The sequence below is a fragment of the Actinospica robiniae DSM 44927 genome (genome assembly GCF_000504285.1).
GTDB classification, from domain to species: Bacteria; Actinomycetota; Actinomycetes; order Streptomycetales; family Catenulisporaceae; genus Actinospica; species Actinospica robiniae.
Genome location: NZ_KI632511.1, coordinates 4,744,403 through 4,761,919 on the forward strand (window position 1 = coordinate 4,744,403; position 17,517 = coordinate 4,761,919).

At 71.9% G+C, this 17,517-nt stretch carries 17 protein-coding genes; 15 read left to right on the forward strand and 2 right to left on the reverse strand.

Annotated features, from left to right (window positions below; all coding sequences use genetic code 11):
- Positions 1 to 42: 42 nt before the first annotated feature.
- The 14 genes from ACTRO_RS20075 (at position 43) to ACTRO_RS20135 (ending at position 14,348) form a co-directional block, all read left to right on the forward strand.
- Positions 43 to 1,473 carry a LutB/LldF family L-lactate oxidation iron-sulfur protein gene (locus ACTRO_RS20075; RefSeq protein ID WP_051451102.1) on the forward strand — a complete coding sequence of 477 codons (1,431 nt, stop codon included), beginning with the start codon at positions 43 to 45 and terminating at the stop codon, positions 1,471 to 1,473.
- The gene (locus ACTRO_RS20080) at positions 1,470 to 2,168 is read left to right on the forward strand and encodes a LutC/YkgG family protein (protein ID WP_051451103.1); all 699 of its coding nucleotides are present in this window, start codon (positions 1,470 to 1,472) and stop codon (positions 2,166 to 2,168) included. The genes ACTRO_RS20075 and ACTRO_RS20080 overlap by 4 nt, the downstream gene beginning before the upstream one ends.
- Before the next feature lie 280 nt (positions 2,169 to 2,448).
- On the forward strand, positions 2,449 to 3,399 hold the full coding sequence (locus tag ACTRO_RS20085) for a S1C family serine protease (protein ID WP_211244353.1): 951 nt from the start codon (positions 2,449 to 2,451) through the stop codon (positions 3,397 to 3,399).
- Between the two features lie 485 nt (positions 3,400 to 3,884).
- On the forward strand, positions 3,885 to 5,636 hold the full coding sequence (locus tag ACTRO_RS20095) for a nitrite/sulfite reductase (RefSeq protein ID WP_084316409.1): 1,752 nt from the start codon (positions 3,885 to 3,887) through the stop codon (positions 5,634 to 5,636).
- Between the two features lie 132 nt (positions 5,637 to 5,768).
- Entirely contained in the window at positions 5,769 to 6,926 is a 1,158-nt protein-coding gene (locus ACTRO_RS20100) for an acetyl-CoA C-acetyltransferase (RefSeq protein WP_034265204.1), read from the forward strand.
- A gap of 164 nt (positions 6,927 to 7,090) precedes the next feature.
- Positions 7,091 to 7,180 (forward strand): putative leader peptide, encoded by a 90-nt coding sequence (locus ACTRO_RS51060; RefSeq protein WP_342673729.1) that lies wholly within the window; start codon positions 7,091 to 7,093, stop codon positions 7,178 to 7,180.
- A 160-nt stretch (positions 7,181 to 7,340) separates the two neighbouring features.
- Entirely contained in the window at positions 7,341 to 7,514 is a 174-nt protein-coding gene (locus ACTRO_RS48190) for a hypothetical protein (protein WP_169739931.1), read from the forward strand.
- The gene (locus ACTRO_RS20105) at positions 7,511 to 8,227 is read left to right on the forward strand and encodes a phosphoadenylyl-sulfate reductase (RefSeq protein WP_034265205.1); all 717 of its coding nucleotides are present in this window, start codon (positions 7,511 to 7,513) and stop codon (positions 8,225 to 8,227) included. Before ACTRO_RS48190 ends, ACTRO_RS20105 begins: the two co-directional genes overlap by 4 nt.
- A 71-nt stretch (positions 8,228 to 8,298) precedes the next feature.
- A complete protein-coding gene (cysD, locus tag ACTRO_RS20110; protein WP_051452454.1) occupies positions 8,299 to 9,192 on the forward strand; it encodes a sulfate adenylyltransferase subunit CysD in 894 nt (297 codons plus the stop codon).
- Positions 9,193 to 9,194: 2 nt separating this feature from the next.
- The gene (locus tag ACTRO_RS20115) at positions 9,195 to 10,505 is read left to right on the forward strand and encodes a sulfate adenylyltransferase subunit 1 (protein WP_034265209.1); all 1,311 of its coding nucleotides are present in this window, start codon (positions 9,195 to 9,197) and stop codon (positions 10,503 to 10,505) included.
- Between the two features lie 148 nt (positions 10,506 to 10,653).
- Positions 10,654 to 11,796 (forward strand): ABC transporter substrate-binding protein, encoded by a 1,143-nt coding sequence (locus ACTRO_RS20120; protein WP_084316410.1) that lies wholly within the window; start codon positions 10,654 to 10,656, stop codon positions 11,794 to 11,796.
- 29 nt (positions 11,797 to 11,825) lie between these two features.
- Positions 11,826 to 12,611: an ABC transporter ATP-binding protein gene (locus ACTRO_RS20125; RefSeq protein WP_034265211.1), complete on the forward strand. Its 786-nt coding sequence runs from the start codon at positions 11,826 to 11,828 to the stop codon at positions 12,609 to 12,611.
- Complete coding sequence (locus tag ACTRO_RS20130) at positions 12,601 to 13,506, forward strand: ABC transporter permease (protein WP_034265213.1); 906 nt, start codon at positions 12,601 to 12,603, stop codon at positions 13,504 to 13,506. Before ACTRO_RS20125 ends, ACTRO_RS20130 begins: the two co-directional genes overlap by 11 nt.
- Positions 13,503 to 14,348: a sirohydrochlorin chelatase gene (locus ACTRO_RS20135; protein ID WP_051451104.1), complete on the forward strand. Its 846-nt coding sequence runs from the start codon at positions 13,503 to 13,505 to the stop codon at positions 14,346 to 14,348. The genes ACTRO_RS20130 and ACTRO_RS20135 overlap by 4 nt, the downstream gene beginning before the upstream one ends.
- Here ACTRO_RS20135 and ACTRO_RS20140 read toward each other — a convergent pair.
- Both ACTRO_RS20140 and zapE read right to left on the reverse strand, forming a co-directional pair.
- A complete protein-coding gene (locus tag ACTRO_RS20140) occupies positions 14,306 to 15,391 on the reverse strand; it encodes a PPK2 family polyphosphate kinase (protein WP_084316411.1) in 1,086 nt (361 codons plus the stop codon). The two genes, ACTRO_RS20135 and ACTRO_RS20140, sit on opposite strands and share 43 nt — an antisense overlap.
- A 125-nt stretch (positions 15,392 to 15,516) precedes the next feature.
- Positions 15,517 to 16,587: a cell division protein ZapE gene (zapE, locus tag ACTRO_RS20145; protein WP_051452455.1), complete on the reverse strand. Its 1,071-nt coding sequence runs from the start codon at positions 16,585 to 16,587 to the stop codon at positions 15,517 to 15,519.
- A 160-nt stretch (positions 16,588 to 16,747) separates the two neighbouring features.
- Between zapE and ACTRO_RS20150 the strand changes: the two genes are divergently transcribed.
- Positions 16,748 to 17,491, forward strand: a complete 744-nt coding sequence (locus ACTRO_RS20150) for a dihydrofolate reductase family protein (RefSeq protein ID WP_034265217.1) — start codon at positions 16,748 to 16,750, stop codon at positions 17,489 to 17,491.
- Positions 17,492 to 17,517 lie beyond the last annotated feature (26 nt).

Here is a 17,517-nt window from a genome sequence, read left to right on the forward strand (position 1 = left end):
GCGTCGCGAATGCGGCCTTCCGAGCGCCAGCGAGGTGGCGGCATGAGCGGAACATACGTCGGCATGCCCTCTTTCCCCGACGCCGCGCATAGGGCGACTCGGGACAAGCAGCTGCGCGCGAACCTCACCCGCGCCACCCACACCATCCGCGACAAGCGCGCGCGGGCCGTGGCGGAGCTCGAGGACTGGGAGGGGCTGCGCCAGGCCGGTAAGGCGATCAAGGACGAGACCCTCGCCCACCTCGACGACTACCTGCTCCAGCTCGAGGCGAAGGTCACCGAGGCCGGCGGCATCGTGCACTGGGCCCGCGACGCCGACGAGGCCAACCGCATCGTCACCGAGCTGATCCGCGCGACCGGCCAGACCGAAGTCGTCAAGGTCAAGTCCATGGCCACCCAGGAGATCGGCCTCAACGAGCACCTCGCCGCCGAGGGCATCTCCGCCTACGAGACCGACCTGGCCGAACTCATCGTGCAGCTCGGCGACGACCTCCCCTCACACATCCTCGTACCGGCGATCCACAAGAACCGCACCGAGATCCGCGACATCTTCAACCGCGCCATGGGCCACTGGGGCCGGCCCGCACCCGAAGGCCTCACCGACACCCCCGCCGACCTCGCCGAGGCAGCCCGGCTCCACCTGCGCGAGAAGTTCCTGCGGGCCAAGGTCGCCGTCTCCGGCGCCAACTTCATGGTCGCCGAGACCGGCACCCTCGTCGTACTCGAATCCGAAGGCAACGGCCGGATGTGCCTGACCCTGCCCGAGACCCTCATCTCCGTGGTCGGCATCGAGAAGATCGTCCCGACCTGGCGCGACCTCGAAGTCTTCCTCCAACTGCTCCCCCGCTCCTCCACCGCCGAACGGATGAACCCCTACACCACCACCTGGACCGGCGTGCGCGACGGCGACGGGCCGAAGCAGTTCCACCTCGTCCTGCTCGACAACGGCCGCACCCAGACCCTGGCCGACGAGGTCGGACGCCAAGCCCTGCGCTGCATCCGCTGCTCCGCGTGCCTCAACGTCTGCCCCGTCTACGAGCGCGCCGGCGGCCACGCCTACGGATCCGCCTACCCCGGCCCCATCGGCGCGATCCTCACCCCGCAGCTGCGCGGCATCGCCACCGACCTCGACCGCTCCCTGCCCTACGCCTCATCCCTGTGCGGCGCCTGCTTCGAGGCCTGCCCCGTCGCCATCGACATCCCCGAAGTCCTCGTCCACCTGCGCGCCAAGGTCACCGAAGACGCGAAGGAGCACGGCGGCCACCGACTCGAACGCACCGCCATGCGCGCCGCGACCTACGCGATGACCCACCCCGCCGCCTACCGCACCGCCGAGGCCGCAGCCGTACGCGCCAGGAAACTGATCCCCAAGAAGGTTCCCTTCGGCGCGGGCAAAGCCTGGACCGAAACCCGCGACCTGCCCGAACTCCCGCCCCAGACGTTCCGCCAGTGGTGGAAGGAGACCCACCGATGAGCCCGACGCCACAGAGCCCGCCGCCGAACTCCGCAGCCCCGACTGCTCGCGAGGAGATCCTCGCCCGCATCCGTCGCAGCACGAGCGGGCACGCACGCCCGGCGGCCGAGGTCGACGCGGTCTCTCGCGATTATCTGACCGCGCACGTCCACGACGGGCTGATCGATCTGCTCGCCGAGAACCTCGCCGACTACCGCGCCAAGGTCCACCGCTGCACGCGGGCCGAGATCCCCGGGGTGGTCGCGAAGCTGCTGTCAGAGCAGGGCGATCGATCCGTCGCCGTACCCGACGGCCTGCCCGAGGCTTGGCTCGAAGAGCTCCGGGCGCCCGAGGCCGGGGTCACGCTCGTCCCCGACTCCGCCGCCCTGACCGCGACCGACCTCGACGCGGTCGACGCGGTGGTCAGCGGCTGCGCCCTCGCCATCGCCGAGACCGGCACGATCGTGCTCGACGCCGGTCCCGGGCAGGGCCGCCGCATGCTCACCCTCGTCCCCGACCACCACATCTGCGTCGTGCGCTGCCCGGAGCAGGTGGTCGCCTCCGTCCCGCAGGCCATGCCGCTGCTCGACCCCGGCCGTCCGCAGACCTGGATCGCCGGCCCGTCGGCGACCAGCGACATCGAACTCGACCGCGTCGAGGGCGTGCACGGGCCACGCCGCCTCGACGTGATCTTGATCGAAGGGGAGGCCGGCTGACAGGACGTGAGTTCCCTTCCTCATCGGGCGCAACGGCGGCGCGCCCGGTAGCCCGTTCGGACCATCGGGCGTGCGGGCGGCGAGCGCGCGCGTTCTGCTGGGAGCGAACGCCTTCCGCGACCGGAGGGCTGACGGTCCGACAGGTGAACGGGTGGTGGTCCGGGTGCACAGGCGACTCGTGGCGTGGAGCTTGGCCGGGGCCGCGTGCTTCTCCGGCGGTCTGCTCGGCGGATGCTCATCCTCGCCGGCACCTTCGTCGAGCAGTGCGAGCGGTACGAACGTGTCCATCCAAAGCGGCGCGAACGACCTGCAGTCCAACTACGAGTCCGTCATCGCCTCGGTCATGCCGTCGGTCGTGCAGATCACCACGAACAGCGAGCTCGGGTCCGGGATCATCCTGGACGGCAACGGCGACATCGTCACGAACAACCACGTCGTGGCCGACGGCACCGACTTCCAGGTGACGCTCTCGACCTCCAGCCAGACCTACCCCGCCAAGCTGGTCGCCGGGTTTCCGCAGGGCGACCTCGCGGTGATCAAGATGACGAATCCGCCGTCGAACCTGCGCCCGGCGAAGTTCGCCGACTCGTCCGACGCGACGGTCGGTCAGATCGTGCTGGCCATGGGCAATCCGATCGGGCTCTCGAGCTCCGCGACGAACGGAATCATCTCAGCCACCGGACGCACCGTCACCGAGCCCAAGTCCGACACCACCCCGGCCGCGACGCTCACCGACATGATCCAGACCTCCGCCCCGATCAACCCCGGCAACAGCGGCGGCGCGCTGGTCAACCTGAGCGGCGCCGTCGTCGGCATCCCCACGCTCACCGCGGTGGACCCCGACCTCGGCGGCACCTTCCCCGGCATCGGCTTCGCCATCGCCTCCAACACCGCCAAGGACATCGCCGACCAGATCGTCCAGCACGGCAAGGTGGTCAACTCCGGCCTGGCCTCGCTCGGCGTCACCGGCCGCACCCTCGTCAACGACAACGGCCAGCCGTCGGGCGTCGGCGTGGTCGCCGTCACTCCGAACGGTCCGGCCGCGGACGCGGGGATCGCCGCGGGAGACGTCATCACCTCGCTGAACAACAGCAACGTCACCTCGCTCGCGCAGATGCAGGCGGATCTGGCCACGCTGCAGCCGGGGCAGAAGGTGCCGGTCGGGCTGATCAAGGCGAACGGGAGCAAGTCGACGGTGCAGGTGACGCTCGGGACGCTGCAGGTCTCGTAGGTCAGGAGGCTGCACGCGCTCGGGCGGCCGGGACCGGGACGAGATCGGGTAGGGACACAGCTCTCCCTCACCCGCATCACCCCACGTCAGCTCGCCCAAGCGCTACGGCGCCGCAGCTCCGCACCGTCTCACGTCCGGTCCGCATGGTGGGATCGGCTCGACATCGGCCCAGATCCGGTGCGACCCTGGGCCCATGTCCCCTGTCGAGTCAGCCTTCCGGCGAGCCGCCTCGCCCCGCGGAACGCGCGGGCGTCGTGTGGCCCTGGTGAGCCGCAGGCATGTGGACTTCGGCCGGATGTCCAGCGCCATCTGTCAAGCCTGACGGCTCCACGCTCGGCGGGCTTCGCCCGGTCTCCGCGGCCGGCCGCACGTCCATCCGCTACGGCGGGACGTGCTGGGTCAGGCATGAGGCCCCGTCCCCGCCCGGGCCACCGCCGACACCCTCAGCTCCGCCGCCGCCGATCCCGACGAAGGACAGCCCCGCCATGACGACCACCGAGTCGGATACGCCCGCCACGCCCACGACGACTCCCGCCGCGGGGAGCGCGCCGGCGCCGGTGGCGTCGGTCAAGCAGCACCAGATCCACCGGCACCGCGGCGAGGGGCAGTGGGCCAAGGGACACTTCACGCCCCTCAACAACAACGAGCAGGTCAAGAAGGACGACGACGGGCTCAACGTCCGCTCGCGGATCGAGAACATATACGCGATACGCGGATTCGAGTCCATCGACGGCGCGGACCTGCGCGGCCGGATGCGCTGGTGGGGGCTCTACACGCAGCGGCGGCCCGGGATCGACGGCGGGCGCACCGCCGTGCTCGAGCCGCACGAGCTCGACGACGAGTACTTCATGCTCCGCGTGCGCATCGACGGCGGGCGGCTGACGCTCGCTCAGCTGCGCGCCATCGCCACCGTCTCCACCGAGTACGCCCGTGGCACAGCCGACATCACCGACCGGCAGAACATCCAGCTGCACTGGATCCGGATCGAGGACGTGCCGACGATCTGGCGCATCCTCGAGGGCGTCGGGCTGACCACGGCCGAGGCCTGCGGCGACGTGCCGCGCGTCATCCTGGGCTCGCCGGTGGCGGGGGTGGCCAAGGACGAGATCCTCGACGGCACCTCGGCGATCGAGGAGATCACCGAGCGCCACATCGGCTCCCCGGAGTTCTCCAACCTGCCGCGGAAGTTCAAGACCGCGATCTCCGGGCTCCAGGACGTCGTGCACGAGGCCAACGACGTCTCGTTCGTCGGCGTCGAGCACCCCGAGCTCGGCCCGGGCTTCGACCTCTGGGTCGGCGGCGGGCTGTCGACCAACCCGCAGTTCGCGAAGCGGCTCGGCGCCTTCGTCACCCTCGCCGAGGTGCCCGAGGTGTGGTGCGGGGTGGTCGGGATCTTCCGCGATTACGGCTACCGGCGGCTGCGCAACCGGGCCCGGCTGAAGTTCCTGATGGCCGACTGGGGACCGGAGAAGTTCCGCGAGGTGCTCGAGACCGAGTACCTCAAGCGCGCGCTGCCCGACGGCCCGGCGCCGGCCTTCGTCCCGCCGGCCGAGCGCGACCACGTGGGCGTGCACGAGCAGAAGGACGGCAAGTTCTACGTGGGCTTCGCGCCGCGGGTCGGGCGGGTCGACGGCCAGACCCTCGCGCGGATCGCGGACGCCGCCGAAGCGGCCGGGTCGGGGCGGGTGCACACCACGGCCGATCAGAAGATGATCGTCCTCGACGTCCCGGCGGAGAACGTGGAAGCGCTGATCGACACGCTCGAGGCGCTGGACCTGCAGGTACGCCCGAGCGTCTTCCGCCGGCACACCATGGCCTGCACCGGGATCGAGTTCTGCAAGCTCGCGATCGTGGAGACCAAGGCGCTCGGCTCGTCCGTGATCGACGAGTTGGAGAAGCGGCTCGAGGGCTTCGACACGCCGGTGACGATCAACATCAACGGCTGCCCCAACTCCTGCGCCCGCATCCAGACCGCTGACATCGGCCTCAAGGGCCAGGTCGTGCGGGACAAGTCGGGCGAGCAGGTGGAGGGCTTCCAGGTGCACCTCGGCGGCCACTTCGGCGCGGACCTGGACGACGCCGGGTCCTTCGGCCGCAAGGTGCGCGGGCTCAAGGTGACCGCGACGGAGCTGCCGGACTACATCGAGCGGGTGCTGCGGCGCTACCAGGCGGACCGGACGGAGGGCGAGTCCTTCGCCGTGTGGACGGTCCGCGCGTCGGAAGCCGACCTGGCCTAGCCGCGAAGAACCCAAGAAGGCGAAGAAGACGAAGAACGTGTGGAACTCGGCCCGGCCCCGCTGCACCGCGGGGCCGGGCCGAGTTCCGTACCGGCGGGTAACAAAAGCCGTCGGGCGCAGTAGGCTGGGGATATGAGCGAGGCTTACATCGTCGGTGCGGTCCGCACTCCGGTCGGCAAGCGGGGCGGGGCGCTGGCCGCCGTGCACCCGGCCGACCTCGGCGCGCACGCGCTGCGGGCGCTGATGGAGCGCACCGGGGTGGATCCGGGCGCGGTCGAGGACGTCGTCTTCGGCTGCATCGACACGGTCGGGCCGCAGAGCACGGACATCGCGCGCACGGCCTGGCTCGCGGCCGGCCTGCCCGAGCACGTGCCGGGCGTCACCATCGACCGGCAGTGCGGATCCTCGCAGCAGGCGGTGCATTTCGCAGCGCAGGCGGTCATGTCCGGCACCAGCGACCTGGTGGTGGCCGGCGGCGTGCAGAACATGTCGCAGATCCCGCTGTGGTACTCGGGTTCGGCCGCGGTCGAGCCGCTGGGGCTGACCTCGGGGCCGTTCCACGGCTCCCGGGGCTGGACCGAGCGCTACGGGACGCAGCAGGTCAGCCAGTTCCACGGTGCCGAGATGATCGCGGCGGAGTGGAAGATCAGCCGGGACGAGATGGAGCAGTGGGCGCTGCGGTCGCACGAGCGCGCCGTCGCCGCGATCGACGCCGGGTACTTCGAGCGGGAGATCGCGCCCTACGGGGACTTAGCCGTGGACGAGGGGCCGCGGCGCGGCACCAGCCTGGAGCAGATGGCCGGCCTCAAGACCCTGGTTCCGGACGGACGGCTGACCGCGGCCGTCTCCTCGCCCACCAACGACGCCTCGGCCGCGCTGCTGATCGCCTCCGAGCAGGCGGTGCGCGAGCACGGGCTGACCCCGCGGGCCCGGATCCACCACCTGTCGGTGCGCGGCGACGACCCGATCCGGATGCTCACGGCCCCGATCCCGGCCACCGCGCACGCCCTGCGCAAGACCGGCCTCGACCTCGCCGACATCGATCTCGTCGAGATCAACGAGGCCTTCGCCAGCGTGGTGCTGGCCTGGCTGCGGGAGACCGGCTGCGACCCGGCGAAGGTGAACGTCAACGGCGGCGCGATCGCGCTGGGGCACCCGATCGGGGCGACCGGCGCGCGGTTGATGACGACGCTGCTGCACGAGCTCGAGCGCACCGGCGGCCGCTATGGGCTGCAGACCATGTGCGAGGGCGGCGGGCAGGCGAACGTGACGATCATCGAAAGGCTCTGAGGGGCGAGATCGAGAACGGCCGGGGCGGCCCGTGCCCTCGGGGCGGCCCGTCGTCGTGCGCTGCCATGGCCCGCGTTGATCACGGAAATGTTACGCGTCTCAATCTCCCGTCCGCATGGCGGGACAAGGTAGACGCCACGGTCTCGGGATGGCACTCTCGAAGCATGTCCCGCACCGGAATCGCCCTCGTAGGCCGACTGCACGTCGACCTCAAGCGCGTCTCCAGCGCGGTCTGTCTGCCGCCGCTGCGCTAAATCCCCCCGCTGCCATCCGAGCCTTCCTCCCCGCCCCCACCACCGGAGCCGGGCGCCGAAGGCGAAACGCGGGACGGGCTGCGCGTCGGCCGCCGATCCCACTCTCCCGACGGCCGGGCCGGCCCGTGGTACCGCCCTGACCCGGAAGAGGAATCACGCCGTGAGCGAACGAGCCGCACCGCAGTACTGCCCGTACTGCGGCGACGAGGATCTGCGACCCGAGGTCCTGCCGGAAGACGACCCCCGCGCCGGACACGGCCTGTGGCTGTGCCGCGCCTGCGCCCGTGTATTCAAGATCTCTTTCGTCGGATTGAAGATAGGCAGCGGTTCATGAGCACTCTCGTCTCACGTTCCGAGCACACCGAGGCCGAACTGCGGGCACTCGCGGACGAGGCGGAGGAGCGCTTCGGCGCTTCGTCCGGCGGCGAGGTGCTCGCCTGGGCCGCCGAGACCTTCGGCTCCGGCCTCGTGGTCGCCTCGTCGATGGCCGACACGCACCTGGTGCACCTGGCCCAGGCGGCCGCACCCGGCGTCGACGTGCTCTTCCTGGACACCGGCTACCACTTCGTCGAGACCATCGGCACCCGGGACGCGGTGGCGGCCGTCTACGACGTCAATCTGCTCTCGATCACCCCGCTGCGGACCGTGGCCGAGCAGGACGCCGAGTACGGTCCCCAGCTGCACGACCGGGACCCCGAGCGCTGCTGCGCGCTGCGCAAGGTGGAGCCGCTCGAGCGCGGCCTGAAGCCCTACACCGCGTGGGTCAACGGGATGCGCCGGGTGGACGCGCCCACCCGCACCGATATCAGGGTCGTGGACTACGACGCCAAGCGCGGCATGGTCAAGATCTCGCCGCTGGCCGGCTGGACCGACGAGGACGTGGCCGCCTACGTCGAGAAGCACGGCGTGCTGGTCAACCCGCTGTTCCAGGACGGCTACACCTCGATCGGCTGCGAGCCGTGCACCCGCCGCACCCTGCCGGGCGAGGACCCGCGGGCCGGGCGCTGGGCCGGATTCGCCAAGACCGAGTGCGGACTGCACACGTGACGAAGGAGACTGAGTTGACCGTCGTGGACGAACTTCGCGCGGGCTCGGGAGCGGCGCGCGGCGCGGAGCCGATGAGCCTGGACCACCTCGACTCGCTCGAGGCCGAGGCCGTGCACATCTTCCGCGAGGCCGCGGCCGAGTTCGAGCGTCCGGTGCTGCTGTTCTCCGGCGGCAAGGACTCGATCCTGATGCTGCACCTGGCGATGAAGGCGTTCTGGCCGGCCCGGGTGCCCTTCGGCCTGCTGCACGTGGACACCGGGCACAACTTCCCGGAGGTGCTCGCCTTCCGGGACCGGACCGTGGCCGAGCACGGGCTGCGCCTGGAAGTGGCCAAGGTGCAGGACTACATCGACGACGGCCGGCTGCGCGAGCGGGCGGACGGGACCCGCAACCCGCTGCAGACCGTGCCGCTGCTCGACGCCATCAACGCGCACCGCTTCGACGCGGTGTTCGGCGGCGGACGCCGGGACGAGGAGAAGGCGCGGGCCAAGGAGCGGGTCTTCTCGCTGCGCGACGAGTTCGGGCAGTGGGATCCGCGGCGTCAGCGCCCTGAGCTGTGGTCGCTCTACAACGGCAAGCACCGGCCGGGCGAGCACGTGCGGGTGTTCCCGCTGAGCAACTGGACCGAGCTCGACGTGTGGCAGTACATCGAGCGGGAGAAGATCGAGCTGCCGGCGATCTACTTCGCGCACGAGCGCGCGGTCTTCCGGCGCGGCGGGATGTGGCTGACCGCCGGCGAGTGGGGCGGCCCGAAGGACGGCGAGACGGTCGAGACCCGCAGCGTGCGCTACCGCACCGTGGGCGACATGTCCTGCACCGGGGCGGTGGACTCCGACGCGGACACGCTGCAGGCGATCATCGCCGAGATCGCGGCGTCCACGCTCACCGAGCGTGGCGCCACCCGCGCCGACGACAAGCTGTCGGAAGCGGCCATGGAGGACCGCAAGCGCGAGGGGTATTTCTAAAGATGACCGCGATACACGAACCGCCGCTGCACACCCCGACCGGCTCGCTGCTGCGCCTGGCCACGGCCGGCTCGGTCGACGACGGCAAGTCCACCCTGGTGGGCCGGCTGCTGCACGACACCAAGCAGGTGTTCGCGGACCAGCTCGACGCGGTCGAGCGGGTCTCGCGCGAGCGCGGCCTGGACGGCGCCGACCTCGCTCTGCTGACCGACGGCCTGCGGGCCGAGCGGGAGCAGGGCATCACGATCGACGTGGCCTACCGCTACTTCGCCACCCCGCGCCGCCGCTTCATCCTGGCCGACACCCCCGGGCACGTGCAGTACACCCGGAACATGGTCACCGGCGCCTCCACCGCGCAGCTCGCGGTGGTGCTCGTGGACGCGCGCCACGGCGTGGTCGAGCAGACCCGCCGGCACGTGGCCGTGGCGGCGCTGCTGAAGGTGCCGCACGTGGTGCTCGCGGTGAACAAGATGGACCTGGTCGGGTATCAGGAATCGGTGTTCGCGCCGATCGCGGACGAGTTCGCCCGCTACGCCCGGGCGCTGGAGGTGCCGGAGGTCACGGCGATCCCGATCTCGGCGCTGGCCGGGGACAACGTGGTCGACCCGTCCAACGCGATGGACTGGTACGCCGGGCCGACGCTGCTCGAGCACCTGGAGGACGTGGACGTCGACCACGACCCGCGGCACTGCGCCGCCCGCTTCCCGGTGCAGTACGTGCTGCGGCCGCAGAGCTCCGAGTTCCGCGACTACCGCGGCTACGCGGGCCAGGTGACCGCGGGCGCGTTCCGGCCGGGCGACGAGGTGCTGGTGCTGCCCTCGGGCAAGCGCAGCACCATCGCCGGCATCGACCGGCTCGGCGAGCGCGACGTGGAGGTGGCCTTCGCCTACCAGTCGGTGACGCTGCGGCTGACCGACGACGTGGACGTCTCGCGCGGCGACGTGATCGTGCCGGCGGACCGGGCGCCGGAGGTGACCCAGGACGTGGTCGCCACGGTGTGTCACATCGCCGACCGGCCGCTGCGGGCCGGTGACAGGGTCCTGCTGCGGCACGGCACCTCGACGGTCAAGGCGGTCGTGCGCTCGCTGGACTCCACGCTGAACCTGGAGACGCTGGTGCGCGAGTCGGGGCCGGAGGCCCTGCACGCCAACGACATCGGCCAGATCACGCTGCGCACCGCGGCCCCGCTGCCGCTCGACGACTACGCGGACCACCGGCGCACCGGCTCGTTCCTGCTGATCGACGACGCCGACGGGGCGACGTTGACCGCGGGCATGGTCGGCGTCCCGCTGGGCACCGCGGCCGAGGACTGAGAACCACAGCGATGTCCGTATTCTCCTTCATCCTGGCCGGGATATCCGGCGCGATCGAGCCGAGGGGCACCGGACGGCTGAGCGGGTGTACCACCCGCACCGCCGTGTCCGAGATCACCCTTCCCTTCGACTCCTCGCGAGGATTGACATGCCCAGAAGCGGAAAGTCCCGCTTTGCTCTGAAAGCCCGTACTTTCTCCGCGTTCTCCCCGCGCTCCCGCCGCGCAGCCGCGCTGCTGGCGGTCGGGGCGCTGACCGTGGCGGTGACCACCGCGTGCGCACACGCCACGGCGGGCACCACCACGGCGGCGAACACGGCCGCCGGCAGCTCCTCGGCCGCCGGCTCCCCGGCCTCCGAACTGCGGCTCGGCTACTTCGCCAACGTGACCCACTCGACCGCGATCACCGAGGTCGCCAACGGCACGCTGGCCAAGGACCTGGGTTCGACCAAGCTGAGCACCCAGGTGTTCAACTCCGGCCCGACCGAGATGACCGCACTGCTCTCCGGACAGCTCGACGCCGCGTACGTCGGGCCGTCCTCGGCGCTGAGCGCCTGGACCAAGTCCGACAAGCAGGGCCTGACCATCGTCGCCGGCGCCGAGAACGCCGGGGCCGAACTGGTGGTCGACTCCTCGATCACCTCCGCGGCCCAGCTCAAGGGCAAGACGCTGGCGGACCCGCAGCTCGGCAACACCCAGGACGTGGCGCTGCGGTACTGGCTCAAGCAGCAGGGCTACACCACCACGCTGCAGGGCGGCGGCGACGTCACCGTGCAGCCGGAGGCCAACGCCACCACGCTGAGCCTGTTCGAGCAGGGCAAGATCCAGGGCGCCTGGCTGCCCGAGCCCTGGGCCTCGCGCCTGGTGGTCGAGGGCAAGGGGCACGTCCTGGTGGACGAGAAGACCTTGTGGCCCGACAGTTCCTTCGCCACCACCAACCTGGTGGTCGCGACCTCGTATCTGCAGGCGCACCCGCAGACGGTGGCCGAGCTGCTCGACGCGCAGATCGCCGCCAACCAGTGGATCAACGCGAACGCGTCCTCGGCGCAGACCCTGATCAGCGGCGCCATCAAGCAGCTGACGGGGTCGACGATCACGGCCGCGGAGATGCAGCGGGCCTGGGGCGAGGAGTCGGTGACCGACGATCCGCTGGCTTCCTCGATGCAGACCAGCCTCGCGCACGCGGTGGCCACCGGGCAGCTCAAGAGCACGCCTCTGGACGGCCTGTTCAACCTCACCCTGCTCAACCGGGAACTGGCGAAGGCGGGGCAATCCCCCGTCCCGGCCTCGTGAGCCTTCGGCCTCGGAGATAAGGACCTGACATGACCGTAACCGCAGCCGTGGGCGCCGCGCCGACCACGACCGAAACCGCCGCGGTGCGCCTGGCCGGGGTGACCAAGACCTTCGGCAAGGACGGCGTGCCCGTACTCGACAACATCGATCTGGCCGTCGCGCCGGGCGAGTTCGTGTGCCTGCTCGGCGCCTCCGGCTGCGGCAAGTCCACCCTGCTCAACCTCGTCGCCGGGCTCGACCCGGTGACGGCGGGGCGGATCGAGGTCGCGGGCGGCCACGCCGCCCTGATGTTCCAGGAGTCGGCGCTCTTCCCCTGGCTCACCGCCGGGCGCAACGTCGAGCTCGCACTCAAGCTCGGCGGCGTGACGGACCGGGCCGAGCGGCGGGCCGAGGCCCAGCGCCTGCTCGGCCTGGTCCGCCTGGGCAGCGCCTATGACAAGCGGGTGCACGAACTGTCCGGCGGCATGCGCCAGCGGGTGGCCCTGGCCCGCGCGCTGGCGCAGAAGTCGCAGGTCCTGCTGATGGACGAGCCGTTCGCCGCGCTCGACGCCATCACCCGGGACGTGCTGCACGAGGAGCTGGTCAAGCTCTGGCAGGAGACGAACCTGACCGTGGTGTTCGTCACGCACAACGTGCGCGAGGCCGCGCGGCTGGGCCAGCGCGTCATCCTGCTCTCCTCCCGTCCCGGCCGGATCGCCCGCGAGTGGCGGGTTCAGATCCCGCAGCCGCGCCGGATCGAGGACGCCGAGGTCACCGAGCTCACCCGGGAGATCACCGCCGAGCTGCACAAGGAGATCAGCCGCCATGGCAACTGAGGCCGTATCAGAGCCCGTCGACGAGGTCACCGCGACCTCGCAGGACTTCGCCAGCATCGAGGCCGGGCTGGACGCGCTCGAGAGCGCCGCGGCCACCCGGAAGCCGTGGTGGCGCCGGGTGCTGCTGGCCAAGATCGTGCCGCCGGTGGTGGCCGTCTTCGTGCTGCTGCTGATCTGGGACGTGCTCGTGCTCGCGCAGGTCAAGCCGGCCTGGGTGCTGCCCGGCCCGGCGGACGTGTGGGACGAGCTGACCTCGCAGTGGGGCGCCTACCAGGTCGGCCCGGCGATCTGGGACTCGGTCTCGCGCGGCGTCATCGGCTTCGCCATCTCGGTGGTGATCGGCAGTGTGGTGGGCCTGGCCGTGGCCCGGATCCCGTTGCTGCGCGCGGCGATCCAGCCCATCCTCTCCGGCCTGCAGTCGCTGCCGTCGGTGGCCTGGGTGCCGATCGGCATCATGTGGTTCGGCATCGACGACGCGACCATCTACACCGTGGTGCTGCTCGGCGCGATCCCGTCGGTGGCGATCGGCCTGATCGACGGGCTCGACCAGATCCCGCCGATCTACACCCGGGTCGGGCGCAACCTGGGCGCGCGCGGGCTGACCTCGGCCCGGTACGTGCTCTTCCCGGCCGTGCTGCCGGGCTATGTCAGCGGCCTGAAGCAGGGCTGGGCGTTCTCCTGGCGCTCGCTGATGGCGGCCGAGCTGATCGCGGTCTCGCCCAAGCTCGGCCCGGGGGTGGGCCAGGTGATGGCCGAGGCCTCCGGCACCAACGACATGGCGATGGCCTTCGGCGCGCTGATCGTCATCCTGATCATCGGCATCGGCATCAACGCGATCTTCTTCGCGCCGGTCGAGCGACGGCTGCTGCGGAGCCGGGGACTGGCCAAGTCGTGAACCTGCTGCTGATCACGCACGGCTCCCGGGACCCGCGGTACGCGGCGTCCTTCGAGGCGCTGTGCGCGCGCCTGCGCCGGGACGGACACCGGGCCCGGGTCGGACACCTGGGGCTGTGCGGTCCGGACCCGGCGGGCGCGGCCGCGCAGCTGGCGGCCGACCTGGCGGCAGACGGCGTGGCAGTGGGGCACGAGCGGGTCGCCGCGGTGCCGATGTTCCTCGGCCACGGCTACCACGTGGCGAACGACGTGCCCGCGGCGGTGGCCACGGCGCGGGCGGTCCTGGTGGCCCGCGCGGCCGTCGTCGCCACCGCGCCGCTGGGCCCGGACCCGCTGCTGGTGGAGGCGATGGAGTCGCGGCTGCGGGAGCTCGGGGTCTGGCCCGGGGACCCGGAGGTGGCGGTGCTGCTGGCTTCCGCCGGGAGCTCGGATCCGAGCGTGCGCAACGGAATCGACGCCATGGCCGGGCAGTGGGCCGAGGCCGGCTGGCACAGCGTCACGCCGACGTACGCGGGGGCGGCGCGGCCGGACGTGGCCGAGGCGCTGGCCTCGGCGCGGGCCGCCGGCGCGGTCGAGACCGTGGTGGCGAGCTACTTCCTGGCGCCGGGGAACCTGGCCGACCGGGTCGCGCTGGGCGCGGACGGCGCGCCGATGTCAGCGCCCTTCCTCACGCCCGAGGGCGCCGATCCGGCACTGGTGCGCCTCGTGCTGCGGCGCGCGGCGAGCGCGCTGGAGCCGACGGCGTCGGCCGCGCCGGCCCGGCACCGGGGCCAGGCGCGCGCGGCGCGGGCGCACGCGTATCAGGAAGCGAGCACGCGGGCCCGCTCTGCGGCCAGGTCGTAATCCCCCGGCGGGTACTGCGGATCGATGCCCTCGAGCGCCTCGATCAGCAGCCGCAGCACGGCGTAGTTCCGGTACCACTTGCGGTCGGCCGGGATCAGATGCCAGGGGGCTGCTTCGGTGCCGCAGCGTTCGATGGCGACCCTGTAGGCGTCCTGGAACTGCGGCCACAGCAGCCGGTCGTCCACGTCGCCCGGGTTGTACTTCCAGCGCTTCTCCGGGTCTTCGAGCCGGGCCAGCAGCCGCTCGCGCTGTTCCTCGAGCGAGATGTGCAGGAAGCACTTGACCACGACGCAGCCCTCTGTGACGAGGGACTGCTCGAACTTGTTGATGGCGCCGTAGCGGCGGGCGATGTGCATCGCCAGCACGAGCTTGCGCACCTTGGCGACGAGCACGTCCTCGTACTGGGAGCGGTCGAAGATGCCGATCTGACCCGGCTGCGGCACCTCGGAGCGCACCCGCCAGAGGAAGTCGTGCGCCAGCTCCTCCTCGGTCGGCGCCTTGAACGCCTTGATCCGGATGCCGTTCGGGTCGAGCCGGCCGACCACGTGGCGCACGGTGCCGCCCTTGCCGGAGGTGTCCATGCCCTGGAGCACCAGCAGCACCCGGCGGGGCGAGCCGGAGCCCACCGCGTCCGCGTAGAGCCGCTCCTGCAGCGCGGACAGGCGCGCGCTGAGCGCGGGCAGCTGGGCCTCGGCCTGGGCTCGCGAGGACACGCCCGGGGTCGCGCCCGCGTCGAAGCCGGCCAGGTCCACCGGGGCGCCCGGGGCGAGCCGCAGCAGCGAGCCGATCGAGCCGGCCGGCTCGGGCGCCAGCTCGGCCGCCTCGGCCTCGACGTAGCGCGCGGCGACCTTCTCGACCAGCGCCTTGGCCTGGTCCGGGCGAAGCGTGCGGTCCCTGCCCTCGGCTTGCGCCTTCGCGAGCTTCGCGGCCGCCTTCTTGGCCGCCTTGTCGAGCTTGCCGGCCTTGCCCTTCGCGGACTTCGCCGGCTTCTGCGCCTTCTTGGCCTTGCCCTTGCCGGGCTTGCTCTGCTTCGCGTGCGCCATGGCCGGATTCTCCCACGCCACGGCGTACGGCGCAGTGGCTGGGGCCGGGTTTGTTAACATCCGAGACGCGCCCCGTTCAAGCGCTGGACGCGGGCAATTCACCCCGCTCCCGGGCTCGGCCGGGCTCAGGCGAGCGCGGCGCCGGCCTGGGTGAGCGAGATCAGACGGCTGACGGCGCGCAGGTACTTCTTGCGGTACCCGCCGGCGAGCAGCTCCGGGGTGAAGACCCGGTCCGCCGCGACGCCGGAGGCCAGCACCGGGACGGACCGGTCGTAGAGCCGGTCGACGAACACGACCAGGCGCAGCGCGGCGTTCTGGTCCTCCACCGGCTTCAGGCCGAGCAGCCCGAGCGAGCCGACCCCGTCCAGCAGGGCGCCGTAGCGGCTGGGATGCAGGGTGCTCAGATGCGCCGTCAGCGGCTCGAAGTCGTCCAGGAAGCGGTCCGGCCCGTCCGCGGCGTACTTGGCCACGACCTCGTCCTCGAGCGGCTCCGGCGCGCTCGCCCCGTCCCGGCGGCGGTAGTCCGGGCCCTCGATCCGCACCGCGGTGAACCGCGCGGACAGGCCCTGGATCTCGCGCAGGAAGTCCGCGGCCGCGAACCGGCCCTCGCCGAGCTGGTCCGGCAGGGTGTTGGAGGTGGCGGCCAGCTGCACCCCGGCCTCGGCGAGCCGAGTGAGCAGGGTGGAGACCAGGACGGTGTCGCCCGGGTCGTCGAGTTCGAACTCGTCGATGCACACCAGCCGCTGGGTGGCCAGGTGCGCCACGGTCGGCCCGAAGCCGAGCGCGCCGACCAGGTTGGTGTACTCGACGAAGGTGCCGTAGACCTTGGGCCCCTCGGTCTCGTGCCAGAGCGAGGCGAGCAGGTGCGTCTTGCCGACGCCGTAGCCGCCGTCGAGGTAGACCCCGCGGCCTTCGGCCGGGCCGGAGCCGCGGCGCAGCAGTCCGCGGCGGGCGCGGGCCGGGCCCTTGCCGGACCAGGTCGCGGCGCGTTCGGCGAGCAGGTCGCGGGCGGCGGACTGGCTGGGCTCGCCCGGGTCGGGCAGGTAGGTGGAGAAGCGCGCCGAGGCGAACCTCGGCGGCGGGAGGAGTTCGGCGATGAGTCGGTCGGCGGAGACGGAAGGGCGCCGCTCGGCCAGTGAAGCCGGAGCGTCGCCACGGGGTCCGTCAGGGGACGCGGCGTACCCGCGCGCGGCGATCGTCACATGATCGATTTTATTCGACGCGCATTGTGATCATGGCCGCCTCGGCCCGTGAGCTGCCTCACCCCACGCGGCCGGGGGCTGTGAGTTGTCTCACTGCCGCGCGCGGCCGTGCCCTTCACCGCGCCGGGAGCCGCCCGGCCCTACCATGCGGAATATGCGGCAACTCATTCCCGAGCCCCCGCGCGGCGGGTTCGAGCCGGACCTGAGCGAGATCTACGCCTACCCCGGCCACGTGCGCCGGTGGCTGCGCGCGAACATGGTCGCCTCCGCGGACGGCGCGGCCCAGGCGGACGGCGCCTCGCGCGGCCTGTCCGGCCCGGCCGACGTGCGGGTGCTGCGCGCGCTGCGCGGCCTGGCCGACGTGGTCCTGGTCGGCGCGGCCACCGTGCGCACCGAGGGCTACCTGCGCCCGGCCGTGCCCCGGACCGAGTTCGCCGCGGCCAGAGCGGCCGCCGGGCAGCCCCCGGCGGCGGCGATCGCCGTGGTCAGCGCGTCGCTGGAGGTGGACTTCGACTCCCCGCTCTACACCGAGGCGGTCACCCCGACCATCACCGTGACCACGGGCGAGGCCCCGCCGGAGCGGCTCCGGCAGGCCGAGGCGGCCGGCGAGGTGCTGATCGCGGGCGAGGGCGAGCGGGTGGACCTCGGCGGCGCGGTGGATCTGCTCGCCGACTCCGGCCGCGGCCGGCTGCTGTGCGAGGGCGGACCGACGCTGCTCGGCGCCATGGTGCGGGCGGGGCGGCTCGACGAGCTCTGCCTGTCGGTGTCGCCGCAGCTCAGAGCCGGTTCCGGGCTGCGCATCCTGGACGGCCCGGAACTGGCCGCGCCGCTGTCGCTGAACCTGCACACCCTGCTGACGGAGGACGGGTTTCTATTCGCTCGGTACCTGGTGATGTAGGGAGGAAGACGGGGCTGTACCCGATG

Excerpts from the sequence above, each read along its gene's own strand:
- ACTRO_RS20075 (WP_051451102.1), top strand. The coding sequence starts at position 43 with ATGAGCGGAACATACGTCGGCATGCCCTCTTTCCCCGACGCCGCGCAT.
- ACTRO_RS20080 (WP_051451103.1), top strand. The coding sequence starts at position 1,470 with ATGAGCCCGACGCCACAGAGCCCGCCGCCGAACTCCGCAGCCCCGACT.
- ACTRO_RS20095 (WP_084316409.1), top strand. The coding sequence starts at position 3,885 with ATGACGACCACCGAGTCGGATACGCCCGCCACGCCCACGACGACTCCC.
- ACTRO_RS20100 (WP_034265204.1), top strand. The coding sequence starts at position 5,769 with ATGAGCGAGGCTTACATCGTCGGTGCGGTCCGCACTCCGGTCGGCAAG.
- ACTRO_RS51060 (WP_342673729.1), top strand. The coding sequence starts at position 7,091 with ATGTCCCGCACCGGAATCGCCCTCGTAGGCCGACTGCACGTCGACCTC.
- ACTRO_RS20105 (WP_034265205.1), top strand. The coding sequence starts at position 7,511 with ATGAGCACTCTCGTCTCACGTTCCGAGCACACCGAGGCCGAACTGCGG.
- cysD (WP_051452454.1), top strand. The coding sequence starts at position 8,299 with ATGAGCCTGGACCACCTCGACTCGCTCGAGGCCGAGGCCGTGCACATC.
- ACTRO_RS20115 (WP_034265209.1), top strand. The coding sequence starts at position 9,195 with ATGACCGCGATACACGAACCGCCGCTGCACACCCCGACCGGCTCGCTG.
- ACTRO_RS20120 (WP_084316410.1), top strand. The coding sequence starts at position 10,654 with ATGCCCAGAAGCGGAAAGTCCCGCTTTGCTCTGAAAGCCCGTACTTTC.
- ACTRO_RS20125 (WP_034265211.1), top strand. The coding sequence starts at position 11,826 with ATGACCGTAACCGCAGCCGTGGGCGCCGCGCCGACCACGACCGAAACC.
- ACTRO_RS20130 (WP_034265213.1), top strand. The coding sequence starts at position 12,601 with ATGGCAACTGAGGCCGTATCAGAGCCCGTCGACGAGGTCACCGCGACC.
- ACTRO_RS20140 (WP_084316411.1), bottom strand. The coding sequence starts at position 15,391 with ATGGCGCACGCGAAGCAGAGCAAGCCCGGCAAGGGCAAGGCCAAGAAG.
- ACTRO_RS20150 (WP_034265217.1), top strand. The coding sequence starts at position 16,748 with ATGCGGCAACTCATTCCCGAGCCCCCGCGCGGCGGGTTCGAGCCGGAC.